This is a genomic window from Streptomyces sp. NBC_01092 (assembly GCF_045039535.1).
Taxonomy (GTDB): Bacteria; Actinomycetota; Actinomycetes; order Streptomycetales; family Streptomycetaceae; genus Streptomyces.
On the sequence record NZ_CP108659.1, the window covers coordinates 6,445,720 to 6,459,369 of the forward strand.

The 13,650-nt window shown below is 72.1% G+C and carries 14 protein-coding genes; 11 read left to right on the forward strand and 3 right to left on the reverse strand.

Annotated elements, in window-relative coordinates; genetic code table 11:
- Positions 1-24 precede the first annotated feature (24 nt).
- The 3 genes from OG254_RS29550 (at position 25) to OG254_RS29560 (ending at position 2,090) form a co-directional block, all read left to right on the forward strand.
- Positions 25-1,266, forward strand: a complete 1,242-nt coding sequence (locus tag OG254_RS29550) for an alpha/beta fold hydrolase (RefSeq protein WP_405587505.1) — start codon at positions 25-27, stop codon at positions 1,264-1,266.
- Positions 1,232-1,744 carry a tRNA (adenosine(37)-N6)-threonylcarbamoyltransferase complex ATPase subunit type 1 TsaE gene (gene tsaE, locus OG254_RS29555; RefSeq protein ID WP_351196211.1) on the forward strand — a complete coding sequence of 171 codons (513 nt, stop codon included), beginning with the start codon at positions 1,232-1,234 and terminating at the stop codon, positions 1,742-1,744. The genes OG254_RS29550 and tsaE overlap by 35 nt, the downstream gene beginning before the upstream one ends.
- A 157-nt stretch (positions 1,745-1,901) precedes the next feature.
- Complete coding sequence (locus OG254_RS29560; protein WP_405587509.1) at positions 1,902-2,090, forward strand: hypothetical protein; 189 nt, start codon at positions 1,902-1,904, stop codon at positions 2,088-2,090.
- Positions 2,091-2,142: 52 nt separating this feature from the next.
- Here OG254_RS29560 and OG254_RS29565 read toward each other — a convergent pair whose 3' ends face one another.
- Complete coding sequence (locus tag OG254_RS29565) at positions 2,143-2,697, reverse strand: hypothetical protein (RefSeq protein ID WP_405587512.1); 555 nt, start codon at positions 2,695-2,697, stop codon at positions 2,143-2,145.
- A 114-nt stretch (positions 2,698-2,811) separates the two neighbouring features.
- On the opposite strand from OG254_RS29565, the gene tsaB reads away from it, so the two are divergent.
- Genes tsaB through OG254_RS29585 form a run of 4 tightly spaced genes read left to right on the forward strand, consistent with a single transcriptional unit; the run spans position 2,812 to position 5,360 of the window.
- On the forward strand, positions 2,812-3,468 hold the full coding sequence (tsaB, locus tag OG254_RS29570) for a tRNA (adenosine(37)-N6)-threonylcarbamoyltransferase complex dimerization subunit type 1 TsaB (protein ID WP_147995192.1): 657 nt from the start codon (positions 2,812-2,814) through the stop codon (positions 3,466-3,468).
- A gap of 50 nt (positions 3,469-3,518) precedes the next feature.
- Entirely contained in the window at positions 3,519-3,992 is a 474-nt protein-coding gene (gene rimI / locus OG254_RS29575) for a ribosomal protein S18-alanine N-acetyltransferase (protein WP_405595255.1), read from the forward strand.
- Positions 3,985-5,091 (forward strand): tRNA (adenosine(37)-N6)-threonylcarbamoyltransferase complex transferase subunit TsaD, encoded by a 1,107-nt coding sequence (tsaD, locus tag OG254_RS29580; RefSeq protein ID WP_405587516.1) that lies wholly within the window; start codon positions 3,985-3,987, stop codon positions 5,089-5,091. The genes rimI and tsaD overlap by 8 nt, the downstream gene beginning before the upstream one ends.
- Entirely contained in the window at positions 5,088-5,360 is a 273-nt protein-coding gene (locus OG254_RS29585; protein ID WP_405587519.1) for a hypothetical protein, read from the forward strand. Before tsaD ends, OG254_RS29585 begins: the two co-directional genes overlap by 4 nt.
- 521 nt (positions 5,361-5,881) lie before the next feature.
- Here OG254_RS29585 and OG254_RS29590 read toward each other — a convergent pair.
- Positions 5,882-8,203, reverse strand: coding sequence for a glycoside hydrolase family 3 N-terminal domain-containing protein (locus tag OG254_RS29590; RefSeq protein ID WP_405587522.1), 2,322 nt, complete (start codon positions 8,201-8,203; stop codon positions 5,882-5,884).
- A 156-nt stretch (positions 8,204-8,359) separates the two neighbouring features.
- On the opposite strand from OG254_RS29590, the gene OG254_RS29595 reads away from it, so the two are divergent.
- The 4 genes from OG254_RS29595 (at position 8,360) to OG254_RS29610 (ending at position 12,469) form a co-directional block, all read left to right on the forward strand.
- On the forward strand, positions 8,360-9,445 hold the full coding sequence (locus OG254_RS29595) for a LacI family DNA-binding transcriptional regulator (protein WP_405587525.1): 1,086 nt from the start codon (positions 8,360-8,362) through the stop codon (positions 9,443-9,445).
- A gap of 218 nt (positions 9,446-9,663) precedes the next feature.
- Complete coding sequence (locus OG254_RS29600) at positions 9,664-10,650, forward strand: LCP family protein (protein ID WP_405595257.1); 987 nt, start codon at positions 9,664-9,666, stop codon at positions 10,648-10,650.
- A gap of 126 nt (positions 10,651-10,776) precedes the next feature.
- Positions 10,777-11,133, forward strand: a complete 357-nt coding sequence (locus OG254_RS29605; protein WP_405587528.1) for a YciI family protein — start codon at positions 10,777-10,779, stop codon at positions 11,131-11,133.
- 46 nt (positions 11,134-11,179) lie between these two features.
- The gene (locus OG254_RS29610) at positions 11,180-12,469 is read left to right on the forward strand and encodes an RNA polymerase sigma factor (RefSeq protein ID WP_405587531.1); all 1,290 of its coding nucleotides are present in this window, start codon (positions 11,180-11,182) and stop codon (positions 12,467-12,469) included.
- On the opposite strand, the gene OG254_RS29615 is transcribed toward OG254_RS29610, so the two are convergent.
- Positions 12,470-13,642: a THUMP-like domain-containing protein gene (locus tag OG254_RS29615; RefSeq protein WP_405587534.1), complete on the reverse strand. Its 1,173-nt coding sequence runs from the start codon at positions 13,640-13,642 to the stop codon at positions 12,470-12,472. It lies immediately after the preceding gene.
- Positions 13,643-13,650: the final 8 nt, after the last annotated feature.

Consider the following 13,650-nt stretch of genomic DNA (forward strand, 5'->3'; position numbering starts at 1 on the left):
AGACCCAGCGAAGAGGAGCGGTACGTGAGCGAGAGCAGTGCGGAGGCCGTCGCGGCCGTCGCCTCCGCCACGGGGGCGGCCGCGAACTGGCGCAGGGCGACCGGCATCGCCGGTGCGGCGATAGGCGTGATCGCGGCCGGCGCGGCCGCCGGCGTCGCCATAGAGCGGATGACCGTGGGCCGCGGCATGCGGCAGAAGGCGAGACTCGCCCTCGACTCGGCGGGACCCTACGGCTCGCTGCGCGGCACACCCGGCAAGGCGCAGGCCGACGACGGCACCGAGCTGTACTACGAGGTCGACGACATCGACCCCGAGGCAGCCCCCGCCCTCACCCCGCGCCGCCGACGGCTCTTCGGGCGCAAGGCACCCGCCCCCGTCACCGTCGTCTTCAGCCATGGCTACTGCCTGAGCCAGGACTCCTGGCACTTCCAGCGCGCCGCGCTCAGGGGCGTGGTGCGCACCGTGCACTGGGACCAGCGCAGCCACGGCCGCTCGGGGCGCGGTGTCGCCCAGACGCAGGAGGGCAAGCACGTCGACATCGAGCAGCTCGGGCGCGACCTGAAGGCCGTCATCGACGCGGCCGCGCCGCAGGGGCCGCTCGTGCTGGTCGGGCACTCCATGGGCGGGATGACGATCATGGCGCTGGCCGACCAGTATCCGGAGCTGATCCAGGACCGGGTCGTCGCCACCGCCTTCGTCGGTACGTCGTCCGGGAAGCTCGGCGAGGTCAACTTCGGGCTGCCCGTCGCGGGAGTGAACGCGGTGCGGCGCGTGCTGCCGGGCGTGCTCAAGGCGCTGGGGCAGCGGGCCGAGCTGGTGGAGCGGGGACGGCGGGCCACCGCCGACCTGTTCGCCGGGATCATCAAGCGGTACTCGTTCTCGTCCCGGGACGTCGACCCGGCCGTCGCCCGGTTCGCCGAGCGGATGATCGAGGGCACGCCGATCGACGTGGTCGCGGAGTTCTACCCGGCCTTCGCCGACCACGACAAGACCGAGTCGCTCGCCCTCTTCACGGACATGCCGGTGCTCGTCCTGGCCGGCGTGGGCGATCTCGTCACGCCCAGTGAGCACAGCGAGGCCATCGCCGACCATCTGCCGGAGGCCGAGCTGGTGCTCGTGCCGGACGCCGGGCACCTGGTGATGCTGGAGCACCCGGAAGTGGTCACCGACCGTCTGGCCGACCTGCTCACCCGGGCGGGTGCCGTGCCGGCAGGGGCTACGGTTAGTGGCTATGGAAGCACCAGCAGCACCGCACAACGCGGGTGACCTAGAGCTGACCGTGACCGCTCCCGACCAGATGCGGGAGCTGGGCCGTCGCCTTGCCAAGCTGCTGCGCGCCGGCGACCTCGTGATGCTCAGCGGGGAGCTCGGCGCGGGCAAGACGACGCTGACACGCGGGCTGGGCGAGGGGCTCGGGGTCAGGGGAGCCGTCACGTCCCCGACCTTCGTGATCGCCCGCGTCCACCCGTCCCTCGGCGACGGGCCGCCGCTCGTCCACGTCGACGCCTACCGGCTGTCCGGCGGCCTGGACGACATGGAGGACCTCGACCTCGACGTCTCGCTGCCCGAGTCGGTGATCGTCGTGGAGTGGGGCGAGGGCAAGGTCGAGGAGCTGACCGACGAGCGGCTCCAGGTCGTCATCCACCGCGCCGTCGGTGACACGACGGACGAGGTGCGGCATGTGACGGTGACCGGGCTCGGGGAGCGCTGGGCGGCGGCGGATCTGAGCGTGCTGTCCGCCTGAGCGGGCGCGGGTCGGCGGTGGGTCCGCCGAGGCTCATGAACATTCCGACAAGACGTCGGCAAGATATTGCGTTCGCGGTCTTGTGCGTGGTCACATGGTACCCAGTCCGTAGTTAGGTGTACCTAACTACGTCCGCCCCCGGCCCCAGGAGGCGTCCATGCCGGCTTCGGAGAACAAGGCCCAGCCGCGGCCCCAGGTGATGGCAGGCGTCTCCATGCGTGATCTGCTGGCGGCCGGCGCCGCCGCGAACGTGATCTCCACCCCGCCGCGGGTCCCCGACCCGGAGACGACCCGGGCAGCCGCGACCGCGGCCGCAGCCGGTCACGGGCATCGCGAAGCCGCGTAAGAAGCCGCCCGGCAGCCGCCCGGCAGCCGCCCAGCAGCCGCCCAGTAGCCGCCTAAGGGATCACGACGACCGGTCGGCCGATCGTCGCGAAGTCCCACATCGCGTCGCCTTCCGCCTTCGACTCGCGGATACCGCCCGTCTTCAGGGCCGGGTCGGGTGGTGCCGAAGCGGCCCGGACGACCGTGCTGAAGCCGATGGTGACGCTGTCCACGGTGGCGAAGCGGACCACGTGCTCGATGGCTGAGCCGTCGGTGCCGGTGGTCGCGTTGGAGCGGGAGGTGACCGTGTACACGCCCGGGAGAGGGTCGACCGATCCGGGGGTGACGCGGTACGTGCGCTTGACCTTGCTGCTCTCGCCGACCAGCCACACCCGGTCGTCGTCCACCGAGTACACGACCCGCTGGCCCGTGCCGGATCCGTCGGGCAGCGCGCCGGGTTCCTTGCGGTCGCGCGGCGCCTTGGACGTGCTCACCCCGGGCGCGTCACCCGTCCGGGGCTTGGCCAGGCCGGCCGGGACGGTCGCCGAGGCCTGGAAGGCGAGGACGCCGACGGTCGCCAGGGCAGCCGCGGTGAGCCCCGCAACAAATCCGGAGCTGCTGCCTGCCACCGTCACCCACCTCAGCGTTCGCGTCGTATCTCTCGATCCAGGCCGACCGTAGCAGCCGTCAAGCGCCCGACCGGGGCGGCGCTTCCCGGGGCGCGGGCGCCGTAGGCTGTTTGCGTGCTCTTGCTCGCTCTGGATACCGCCACCCCCGCCGTCACCGTCGCGCTGCACGACGGCACGGACGTCATCGCCTCGTCGAGCCAGGTGGACGCGCGCCGGCACGGTGAGCTGCTGCTGCCGGCCGTCGACCGGGTCCTCGCCGAGGCCGGCGAAAGACTCGACGCCGTCACCGGCATCGTCGTAGGCATCGGACCCGGCCCGTACACCGGGCTGCGCGTCGGCCTGATGACCGCCGACACCTTCGGGCTCGCCCTCGGCGTCCCCGTGCACGGCCTGTGCACGCTGGACGGCCTCGCCTACGCCGCCGACATCGACAAGGGCCCGTTCGTCGTCGCGACCGACGCCCGGCGCAAGGAGGTCTACTGGGCGCGGTACGCCGACTCGCGTACGCGCCTGACCGACCCGGCCGTCGACCGGCCCGCCGACATCGCCGACCAAGTTGCCGGGCTGCCGGCCGTCGGCGCGGGCGCGCTGCTGTACCCCGACACCTTCCCCAGCGCCCACGAGCCCGAGCACGTGTCGGCGGCGGCGCTCGCGGCGCTGGCCGCCGAGAAGCTGGCCGCGGGCGAGGAACTCCCCGCGCCGCGGCCGCTGTATCTGCGCCGGCCCGACGCCCAGGTCCCCAAGAACTACAAGGTGGTCACCCCCAAGTGACCGAACCCGTGACTCCTTCCGCCGATCCCGGCGATCCCCCGCTGCGCGAGATGCGCTGGTGGGACATCGACTCCGTGCTGGAGCTGGAGAAGGACCTCTTCCCCGAGGACGCCTGGTCCCGGGGCATGTTCTGGTCCGAGCTGGCCCATGCGCGCGGACCCGAGGCCACGCGGCGCTATGTCCTCGCCGAGGGGCCCGACCGGGTCGTGGGATACGCCGGCCTCGCCTCCTCCGGGGACCTCGGCGACATCCAGACCATCGCCGTCGCCCGGGACCACTGGGGCACCGGGCTCGGCGGGCGCCTGCTCACCGAACTGCTCCGCGCCGCGTCCGACTTCGAGTGCGCCGAAGTGATGCTGGAGTGCCGTGTGGACAACGTCCGCGCGCAGAAGCTGTACGAGCGCTTCGGCTTCGAGGCCATCGGCTTTCGGCGCGGCTACTACCAGCCGGGGAACGTGGACGCCCTGGTGATGCGACTGACCGCCCCTGAAAACTCCGTACAAGGAACCGAGATCAATGGCTGACTCGCGCGACGTTCCCCTCGTCCTCGGCATCGAGACTTCCTGTGACGAGACCGGCGTCGGCATCGTCCGCGGCACCACTCTGCTCGCCGACGCCGTCGCCTCCAGCGTCGACGAGCACGCGCGCTTCGGCGGCGTCGTGCCGGAGGTCGCCTCACGGGCACACCTGGAGGCGATGGTCCCGACCATCGACCGCGCGCTGAAGGAGGCGGGCGTGAGCGCCCGCGACCTGGACGGCATCGCGGTGACGGCAGGTCCTGGCCTGGCGGGCGCGCTGCTGGTCGGCGTGTCGGCGGCGAAGGCGTACGCCTACGCGCTGGGCAAGCCGCTCTACGGCGTCAACCACCTCGCCTCCCACATCTGCGTGGACCAGCTGGAGCACGGGGCGCTGCCGGAGCCGACGATGGCGCTGCTGGTGAGCGGCGGTCACTCGTCGCTGCTGCTGTCGACCGACATCACCTCGGACGTACGGCCGCTCGGCGCGACCATCGACGACGCGGCCGGCGAGGCCTTCGACAAGATCGCCCGGGTGCTCAACCTCGGCTTCCCCGGCGGCCCGGTCATCGACCGCTACGCCCGCGAGGGCGACCCGAACGCCATCGCCTTCCCGCGCGGCCTGACGGGCCCGCGCGACCCGGCGTACGACTTCTCCTTCTCCGGCCTCAAGACGTCGGTCGCCCGCTGGATCGAGGCCAAGCGGGCGGCGGGGGAGGAGGTGCCGGTGCGTGACGTGTCGGCCTCCTTCCAGGAGGCGGTCGTCGACGTGCTGACCCGCAAGGCCGTACGGGCCTGCAAGGACGAGGGCGTCGACCACCTGATGATCGGCGGCGGCGTGGCCGCCAACTCCCGGCTGCGGGCGCTGGCGCAGGAGCGGTGCGAGGCGGCCGGTATCCGACTCCGGGTGCCACGGCCGAAGTTGTGCACGGACAACGGCGCGATGGTGGCGGCGCTGGGCGCGGAGATGGTGGCACGCAACCGGCCCACGTCCAGCTGGGACCTGTCGGCGGACTCCTCGCTCCCGGTGACGGAACCTCATGTACCGGGCACCGCCCACTCCCACGACCATGTGCACGAGGTCAGCAAGGAGAACCTGTACTCGTGACGGTCGCGTTGATGTGGGAGGCGCGGGCGGTTTCGGGGCGGGGGGAGGAGCTGCTCGCGTGGGCCCGGACGCAGGAACTGTCCGCGCGGCCCGTGCGCCGGGAGACCTTCAGGGCCCCCGAGGATCGCGTCCTCGTCATCACGTGGTGGGACGCGGAGCTCGCCGCCGAGCTTCCCGAACTTCCGGAGCCGGATGGGGAGTTGGTGACTCGAGCGGTGCATCGGTGGCGGTTCGAGTCTGTGGTGCTCGAGTTGTCTGACGGGGCGTGAGTTCGTGAATGGGGTACGGGTAGATCCGTAGCGTCCGTCGCGATCGGTGTGAGTCTCGCCGTGCCCCTCGGTCTGCTCCCGCTGAAGCGATCGGCCTCCGAAGCGTCGACGGCGGGCGAACGGTCGTCCGGGGCCGCGGGCTCCGCTGGTGCCGTCACCGAGGACGGGCCACTTCCTCTCGGTCGACCCGGTGATGGACCTGACCGACCCACAGCAGATCAACGGCTACGCGTACAGCGACAACACCCGGACTCGGTGTGGGCGCCGGACCAGCGGGAAGGTGAATGAGATGCATGAAGATTGGCTTGATGAACTCTCATTCAGCCTCTTGCAGGCTGGGTTCGAGCGAATCGATGAGATTTCGGACGGGGCCTTCGGGGATGTATTGATCCGATTCAGGGGGGCTGCATGTGAGGTTCTCGTGGGGCGAGAGAAGCTCAAATGGTACGTAGGGATTGCTCCGCATGGCGGTTCACCTGTCATGCTGCCGAAAATCTGGCAGTGCTACTTGGATGGAACTGTCACGCCGACCCCGACACCGCCGCCTCACACCGCAACCGCCGGTCCCGCCCCAACTCCCGTACAGCGCCGGTGAGTTTCAGTCGTGCCGTATGCCGTACGTCCGCGCTCGACGACCCCACCCGCAGTTCCAGGACCCCCGGTTCGACGATCCGGCGCCCCGAGCGGTCGGTGAAGGACGACAGGTCTGTGTGAAAGCGGAACGTCACCCGTCGGGCCTCGCCCGCCCCCAGCTCCACCCGCCGATACCCGATCAACCGCACATCCGGCCGCGTAACCGACGCCACCGGATCGTGCAGGTACAGCTGGACCACCTCCGCCCCGGCCCGGTCCCCCGTGTTGCGGACGGTGAGGGAGAGGTCGTACGTGCCGTCCGTCGGGATCTGAGAGGCCGTGCCCTGGAAGTCCTCCCACGCGAACGACGTGTACGAGCGTCCGTGTCCGAAGGCGTACAGCGGTGTCGGGTCCAGGTTGCTGACCTCGCCGGCCAGCCCCAACGGCGGCTGGAGGTACGTCCACGGCTGGCCCCCCGGCTCACGCGGCACACTCACCGGCAACCGTCCCGACGGATTCACCCGTCCGGACAGCACGCCGGCCACCGCCGGGCCGCCCTCCTCCCCCGGGAAGAAGGCCTGGACGACCGCCCCCAGCCGGCCCTCCCAGCGGCCCAGCGCATACGGACGGCCCGTCAGCAGGACCAGTACCACCGGAACGCCCGTCGCCACCAGCGCGTCCAGCAGCTCGGCCTGCACCCCCGGCAGCCGCAGGTCCGTCGCATCGCAGCCCTCGCCCGACGTCCCCCGCCCGAACAGCCCGGCCCGGTCGCCCAGCACCGCCAGGCACACGTCCGCCTCCGACGCCCGGGCCACCGCATCCTCGAAGCCGGTCGGGTCCGGATCGGACACGCCGCAACCCTCGGCGAACGTCACCTTGGCGTCCGGTAGTTCGGCGCGGAGCGACTCCAGGACCGTCGGGATCTCGATGCCCATCGGCACCTCGGGGTGGTGCGTGAGGACGTGGGAGGGGAAGGAGTAGCAGCCCAGCATCGCCAGGGCGTCCGCGGCGCGCGGGCCCACCACCGCGACCCGGGCGTCCGGGGGGAGCGGCAACACCCCGTCCGGGTTGTCCAGCAGGACCACCGACTCCTCGGCCACCCGGCGGGCCAGCGCCCGGTTCGCGGGGGAGTCCAGGTCGAGGTGTGACGCGCGCGGCTCCGGGGTCCAGTCCTCGTCCAGGAGGCCCAACTCGCACTTCTGGAGCAGGACTCGGCGAGCGGCGCGGTCCACCAGCTCCTCCGGCACCTCGCCCGCCCGCACCGCCTCCACCAGCGGCTTCCCGTAGCACTTCAGCGTCGGCAGCTCCACGTCGATCCCCGCCGCCAGCGCCACGTGTGCCGCCTGCGCCGGGGTGCCCGCCACCCGGTGCAGGGTCTGAAGGAAGCCGATGCCGAAGTAGTCGGCGACCACCGTGCCCGTGAAGTCCCATTGCTCGCGCAGGAGTTCGGTCAGCAGCACCGGGTCCGCCGACGCCGGCACCCCGTCCGTCTCGTTGTACGCCGCCATCACCGACCGCGCCCCACCCTCGCGCAGCGCCATCTCGAAGGGCGGGAGGGTGATGTCCGCGAACTCCCGGACGCCTGCCCGTACCGGTGCCAGGTTCCGTGCGCCCGCCGAGGACGCGTACCCGGCGAAGTGCTTGAGCGTGGCGATGACGCCGGCCGACTCCAGGCCCCGGACGTACGCCGTGCCGATCGTGCCGGTCAGGTACGGGTCCTCGCCGATCGTTTCCTCGACCCGGCCCCAGCGCGGATCGCGTACGACGTCCAGGACCGGCGCCAGACCCTGGTGGACGCCGGCCGAGCGCAGGTCCTCGCCGATGCGCCGGGCCATCTCCTCGATGAGCGGGGGGTCGAAGGTGGCGCCCCACGCCAGCGGTACCGGGTATGCCGTGGCCCGCCAGGCCGTGAAGCCCGCCAGGCACTCCTCGTGCGCGACCGCGGGGATGCCGAAGCGGCCGGCGGCTGCGATACGGCGCTGGGCGCGGGCCAGGGCCTGCGCCCCCAGCGCCGGGTCGACGGGGGCCGTGCCGAAGGAGCGGGTGAGCTGGCCGAGGCCGTGGGTGATCAGTTCGGCCCAGTCGTAGTCGGCGGTCATGTCGTGCTGGTGCGGGGCGACTCCCTCGGTCCGTGCCTCGCCGTCCGTGGCGGCGCCCACCCACACGCCGTACAGCTGGGCGGTCTTCTCCCGCAGGGTCAACCGGGAGAGGAGGTCGTCGACGCGGGCCGCGGCGGGCAGGGCGGGGTCGCGCCAGGGGGCGGTGGTCATGAAACTCCTGTCCGGGCGATGGCTGGAAACCCCTGTTGGGGCGGCGGCCGCGGGATGAGCCTCGCGAATGTTTCGTCGTTAACTTCGAATGTTCCGGGAACCTAGGCGCGGTGAGAAGGGTTCGTCAAGAGGTCGCGCAGGGATACGATCGCCGCCATGACACCCTCGGAGCCCGCCGAAAGCCGGACCACAACGCGTGAAACCCGGACGACATCACCGTCGACCGGCCGGTCCACCCAGACCGCGACGCTCGCCGAGATCGCCCGCGAGGCCGGCGTGTCCGCGCCGACTGTTTCGAAAGTCCTCAACGGACGCGCCGACGTCGCCCCGGCCACCCGCGCCCGCGTCGAGGAACTCCTGCGCGCCCACGGCTATCGCCGACGGCGGGCCGAGGCGAGCCGTTCGCCCCTGATCGACCTGGTCTTCCACGAGTTGGAGAGCGCCTGGGCGATGGAGGTCATCCGGGGCGTGGAGAACGTCGCCCGCGACGCCGGGCTCAGTGTCGTGCTGAGCGAGAGCGCGGGGCGGCTCACCCCGGGCCGCACCTGGGCCGACCAGGTCGCCGCCCGCCGCCCGCACGGCGTGATCCTCGTCCTGTCCGGCCTCGACGAGTCCCAGCGCGCCCTGCTCACCAGCCGGTCGATCCCGTTCGTGGTGATGGACCCGGCGGGCGACCCGGGCGCCGACGTGCCGTCCATCGGGGCCACCAACTGGCAGGGCGGCCTCGCCGCCACCCGGCATCTGGTCGAGCTCGGGCACCGCAGGATCGGCGCGATCACCGGGCCGTCCCGCATGATGTGCAGCCGCGCCCGCGTCGACGGCTACCGCGCCGCCCTGGAGACGGCCGGGCTCCCCGTCGACCAGGACCTCGTCCGGCCCGGCGACTTCCACCACGAGACCGGTTACCGCCAGGGCCTTGAGCTGCTGCGCCGCCCGGACCGGCCGACCGCCGTCTTCGCCGGCAACGACCTCCAGGCGCTCGGACTGTACGAGGCCGCGCGCGAGTTGGGGCTGCGCATCCCGGAGGACCTCAGCGTCGTCGGCTTCGACGATCTGCCGATCGCGCGCTGGGTGGGGCCGCCGCTGACGACCGTACGGCAGCCGCTGACGGAGATGGCGGAGGCGGCGGCGAAGCTGGTCCTCGACCTCGCGCGGGAGGAGGGGACGCCGGTGGCGACGCGGGTGGAGCTGGCCACCAGCCTGGTGGTGCGCAGCAGTACGGGGGCGCCTGCGGAGGCTTAGCGGCGAAGGCGGGGTGCTGCGAAGCCAATCGGACGTCCAATCGAAACTTTCGAGCCTCGCACCGTCGGCCGGGGAGTCTGAGAATTTCCGAAGAAAAGCCGGTCTGCCGTCCCTGCCCGTAATAAATCGGACGTACGTTCCTGCCTGTGACGGGACTTGGCGCGAACGGGCGGGAAACGAACGGGGACGACGGCAGAGGACGGGGCCGGCGGTCGACCATGCTCAAGGCCGCCGGCCTTCTCCTGGCGGGCACCCTGGCCCTGGCCGCCGCGGCCGCGGGCTGGGTCTACTGGCACCTCAACGAGAACATCAAGAGCGTCGACATCGACAGCGCGCTCGGCGACAACCGGCCGATGAGCGGCATGACGACTCCGGCGCCGTCGGCCTCGGCGGTGCCCACGGGATCCCTCAACATCCTTGTCCTGGGCTCGGATTCGCGCAGCGGCGAGGAGAACCAGGAGCTCGGCGGCGGCAGCAGTACCGGCGCCCGCTCGGACACGGCGATGGTGGTCCACATCGACGCCGGACGCACCGCGGCGACGGTCGTCAGCATCCCGCGCGACACCCTGGTCACCCGGCCGTCCTGCCCGCTGCCGTCGGGCGGTTCGACCGAGGTGGCGTACAACTCCATGTTCAACAGCGCGTACGCGGTCGGCGGCCCCGTCTGCGCCGTCAAGACCGTCGAGTCGATCACGAACATCCGCATGGACCACTACATCGAGATCGACTTCTCGGGCTTCGCGAAGCTGGTGGACGCGCTGGGCGGCGTCACGGTCACGACGGACGAGGACATCGACGACGAGGACAGCCACCTGACCCTGGCGGCGGGCACGCATCACCTGGACGGCGCACAGGCGTTGGCCCTGGCCCGCACCCGGCACGGCATAGGCGACGGCAGTGACCTCGGCCGCATCGGCCTCCAGCAGAACCTGGTGAAGGCCCTTCTGGATCAGATCTCCGCCACCTCCCTCCTCACCGACCCGGCCCGGCTCTACCGGGTCGCCGACGCGATGACGGCCGGCCTGACCACCGACACCGGCCTGGACTCCCTGACCGAGCTGACGAGCCTCGGCCGCAGCCTGAGCGGCCTGTCCTCGGACGCCGTGCGGACGGTGACGATGCCGGTCGTCCCGGCGCCGTCGGACCGCAACCGGGTGGTGGCCCGGGAGCCGGAGGCGGGGGAGCTGTGGGAGTCGCTGCGGTGAGGGGGGTCGGGGGCGGTGAAAAAGAATCCTCGAAGAAATCCGGGGAGCGTGTCGATCGGGCGGTCCGCCGTTCGACGCAGGGGTGAGAGGCCGGGAAGGACCCGGCCCCCGCACCGAGGAGCCACCATGCCCCGCTACCTGTCGCTCGTGAAGGTCGACGAGTCCACCGCCCCCGCCGAGGGCCCGAGCCCCGAGATGATGCGGCGGATGGGCGAGCTGCTGGAAGAGATCACCAAGGCCGGCGTCATGCTCGACACGGCCGGACTGACGCCGTCCGCGCAGGGCAGCCGTGTGCACTGGGAGGGCGGCAGCATCTCCGTCACCGACGGGCCCTTCACCGAGTCCAAGGAGGTCATCGGCGGCTACGCGCTCATGCAGTGCAAGGACATGGCCGAGGCCCTGGAGTGGACCAAGCGGTTCGTCAAGGTGCACGGCGAGGAGTGGACGGTGACCTGCGAGGTGCGGGAGATCGCCGAGGGCTGAGCCGGTTCCTTGGCTCCGTAGCCGTACGGGTGTCTGATGGTGGGCTGTGGAACCACAGCCCCAGCCCACCGCAGCCACCGGCCGTGCCCCCGCCGACCCGGCCGCGACCGTCGAGACCGTCTTCCGCATCGAGTCCCCGCGCGTCATCGCTGCCGTCACCCGCATAGTCCGCGACGTCGGCATCGCCGAGGAACTCGCGCAGGACGCGCTGGTCGCCGCGCTGGAGCAGTGGCCGCGCGACGGCGTGCCGGACAACCCCGGCGCCTGGCTCATGGCCGCCGCCAAGCACCGCGCCGTGGACCTGATCCGCCGCCGCGAGAACTACGCCCGCAAGCTCGCCGAGATCGGCCGCACCCTGGAGACGACGGCACCTCCCGAGGAGCCGTCCGACCCCGATGACATCGACGACGACCTGCTCCGCCTCGTCTTCACCACCTGCCACCCGGTCCTGTCGCCGGAGGCCCGCATCGCCCTCACCCTGCGCCTCCTCGGCGGCCTGACCACCCCGGAGATCGCCAGAGCCTTCCTGGTCCCGGAACCGACGGTGGCCCAGCGCATCGTCCGCGCCAAGCGCACGCTCGCCACGAAGAACGTCGCCTTCGAGGTCCCGTACGGCCCCGACCGCGAGGCCCGCCTCGGCTCGGTCCTCGACGTCATCTATCTGATCTTCAACGAGGGGTACGCCGCCACGGCCGGCGACGACTGGCTGCGCCCGGCGCTGTGCGAGGACGCGTTGCGGCTGGCCCGCGTGCTGTCGGGGCTGATGCCGAAGGAGCCGGAGGTGCACGCCCTGACGTCGCTGCTGGAGTTCCAGGCGTCCCGCGCGGCGGCCCGCACCGGCCCGTCCGGCGAGCCGATCCTCCTCAAGGACCAGAACCGCCGCCGCTGGAACCGCATGCTCGTCGCCCGCGGCATCACGGCCCTGTCCCGCGCGGACGCCACCGCCACCGGCGCCCCCGGCCCGTACGCCCTCCAGGCGGCCATCGCGGCATGCCACGCGCACGCGTACGCGTACGAGGAGACCGACTGGCGGACCATCGCCACCCTCTACGGCCTCCTGGCCGCCCGGTCCCCCTCCCCGGTGGTCGAGTTGAACCGTGCGGTCGCCGTGTCGATGGCCGACGGCCCGGAGCCTGCTCTGGAGATCGTCGACGCCATCGCCGCCGAACCGGCCCTGCGGGAGTACCACTTGCTGCCGAGCGTGCGCGGCGACCTGCTGCGGCGGCTCGGCCGTACGACGGAGGCACGGGCGGAGTTCGAGCGTGCGGCGGCGCTGACGCGCAACGAGCGGGAGCGGGAGATGCTGCTGAAGCGGGCGGCCGGCGACGAGGAGTGACTACGCCGGCCGGCCGACCAGCATCGTCGGCGCCCCCGCCACCCGGGTCAGGAACACCGTCGCCGAGTTCGGCCCCTGCGGCTTGACCTTCTTGCGCAGTTCCTCCGGCTCGACCGCGGAGCCGCGCTTCTTGACGGTGAGGACGCCCACCTCGCGCTCCCGCAGCAGCGCCTTCAACTTCTTGACGTTGAAGGGAAGTTGGTCGGTGATCTCGTACGCCGTCGCATACGGCGTCGGCCGCAGTTCGTCCGCCGTGATGTACGCGATGGTCGCGTCGACCAGCCCGCCGTCCAGCTCGTCGGCGACGTCGGCGACCAGATGGGCGCGGATGACGGCGCCGTCGGGCTCGTACAAGTACCGCCCGACGGACCGGACTTCGGGGTCGGGGAGGCCGCGGGCGAGCAGCGAGCGCGGGCCTGGCAGCAGGGTGGCGCGTACCGCCCCGGGGTCGGTGCCGAACCACAGCACCGCCTCCTTCACATCCCCGCCGTCGGAGATCCACTCGGCCTCGGCGTCGTCGGGGATCGCCTCGTGGGGGATGCCGGGCGCGATCTTCAGTGCGGCACGCGGCGCCTTGCGTGCCGCCTCGACGGCCCAGGACAGGGGCGGCGAGTACGCCTCGGGGTCGAAGATCCTCCCGCGACCCCCGCGCCGCGCCGGGTCGACGAACACGGCGTCAAAGCCGCTGGTGTCCACCCCGGTGACGTCCGCCTCCCGCACCTCGACCAGGTCCCCGAGCCCCAGCGCCGCCATGTTCGCCCGTGCCGCCGCCGCCGTCACCGGATCCCGGTCCACCGCCAGCACCCGGATCCCGGCCCGCGCCCACGCGATGGCGTCACCCCCGATCCCGCAGCACAGGTCGGCGACCGAGGCGATGCCCAGCTCCTTCATCCGTCCGGCCCGGTACGCCGCCACGCTCGCGCGCGTCGACTGCTCGACCCCGTTCGGCGTGAAGAACATCCGGCCCGCGTCCGCCGCCCCGAACTTCGCCACCGCCCGCTGCCGCAGCCGCGCCTGCCCGAGCGCCGCCGACACCAGCTCGGCGGGGTGCTCGCGGCGCAGCCTGGTGGCGACGGCGAGTTCGTCGGCGGGGTCGGTGTCGCGGACGGTGTGGAGGAGGGTGCGGCCCTCGGGGGTGAGGAGGGAGTCGAAGGAGGCGAGGTGGTCGTTCACCGGGTCAT

Bases quoted from the DNA above. Each gene is read 5' to 3' on its own strand.
- OG254_RS29605 (WP_405587528.1), top strand. From the start codon at position 10,777: ATGCCCCGCTACCTGTCGCTCGTGAAGGTCGACGAGTCCACCGCCCCC.
- tsaD (WP_405587516.1), top strand. From the start codon at position 3,985: ATGGCTGACTCGCGCGACGTTCCCCTCGTCCTCGGCATCGAGACTTCC.
- OG254_RS29600 (WP_405595257.1), top strand. From the start codon at position 9,664: ATGCTCAAGGCCGCCGGCCTTCTCCTGGCGGGCACCCTGGCCCTGGCC.
- OG254_RS29595 (WP_405587525.1), top strand. From the start codon at position 8,360: ATGACACCCTCGGAGCCCGCCGAAAGCCGGACCACAACGCGTGAAACC.
- OG254_RS29560 (WP_405587509.1), top strand. From the start codon at position 1,902: ATGCCGGCTTCGGAGAACAAGGCCCAGCCGCGGCCCCAGGTGATGGCA.
- tsaE (WP_351196211.1), top strand. From the start codon at position 1,232: ATGGAAGCACCAGCAGCACCGCACAACGCGGGTGACCTAGAGCTGACC.
- rimI (WP_405595255.1), top strand. From the start codon at position 3,519: ATGCGCTGGTGGGACATCGACTCCGTGCTGGAGCTGGAGAAGGACCTC.
- OG254_RS29590 (WP_405587522.1), bottom strand. From the start codon at position 8,203: ATGACCACCGCCCCCTGGCGCGACCCCGCCCTGCCCGCCGCGGCCCGC.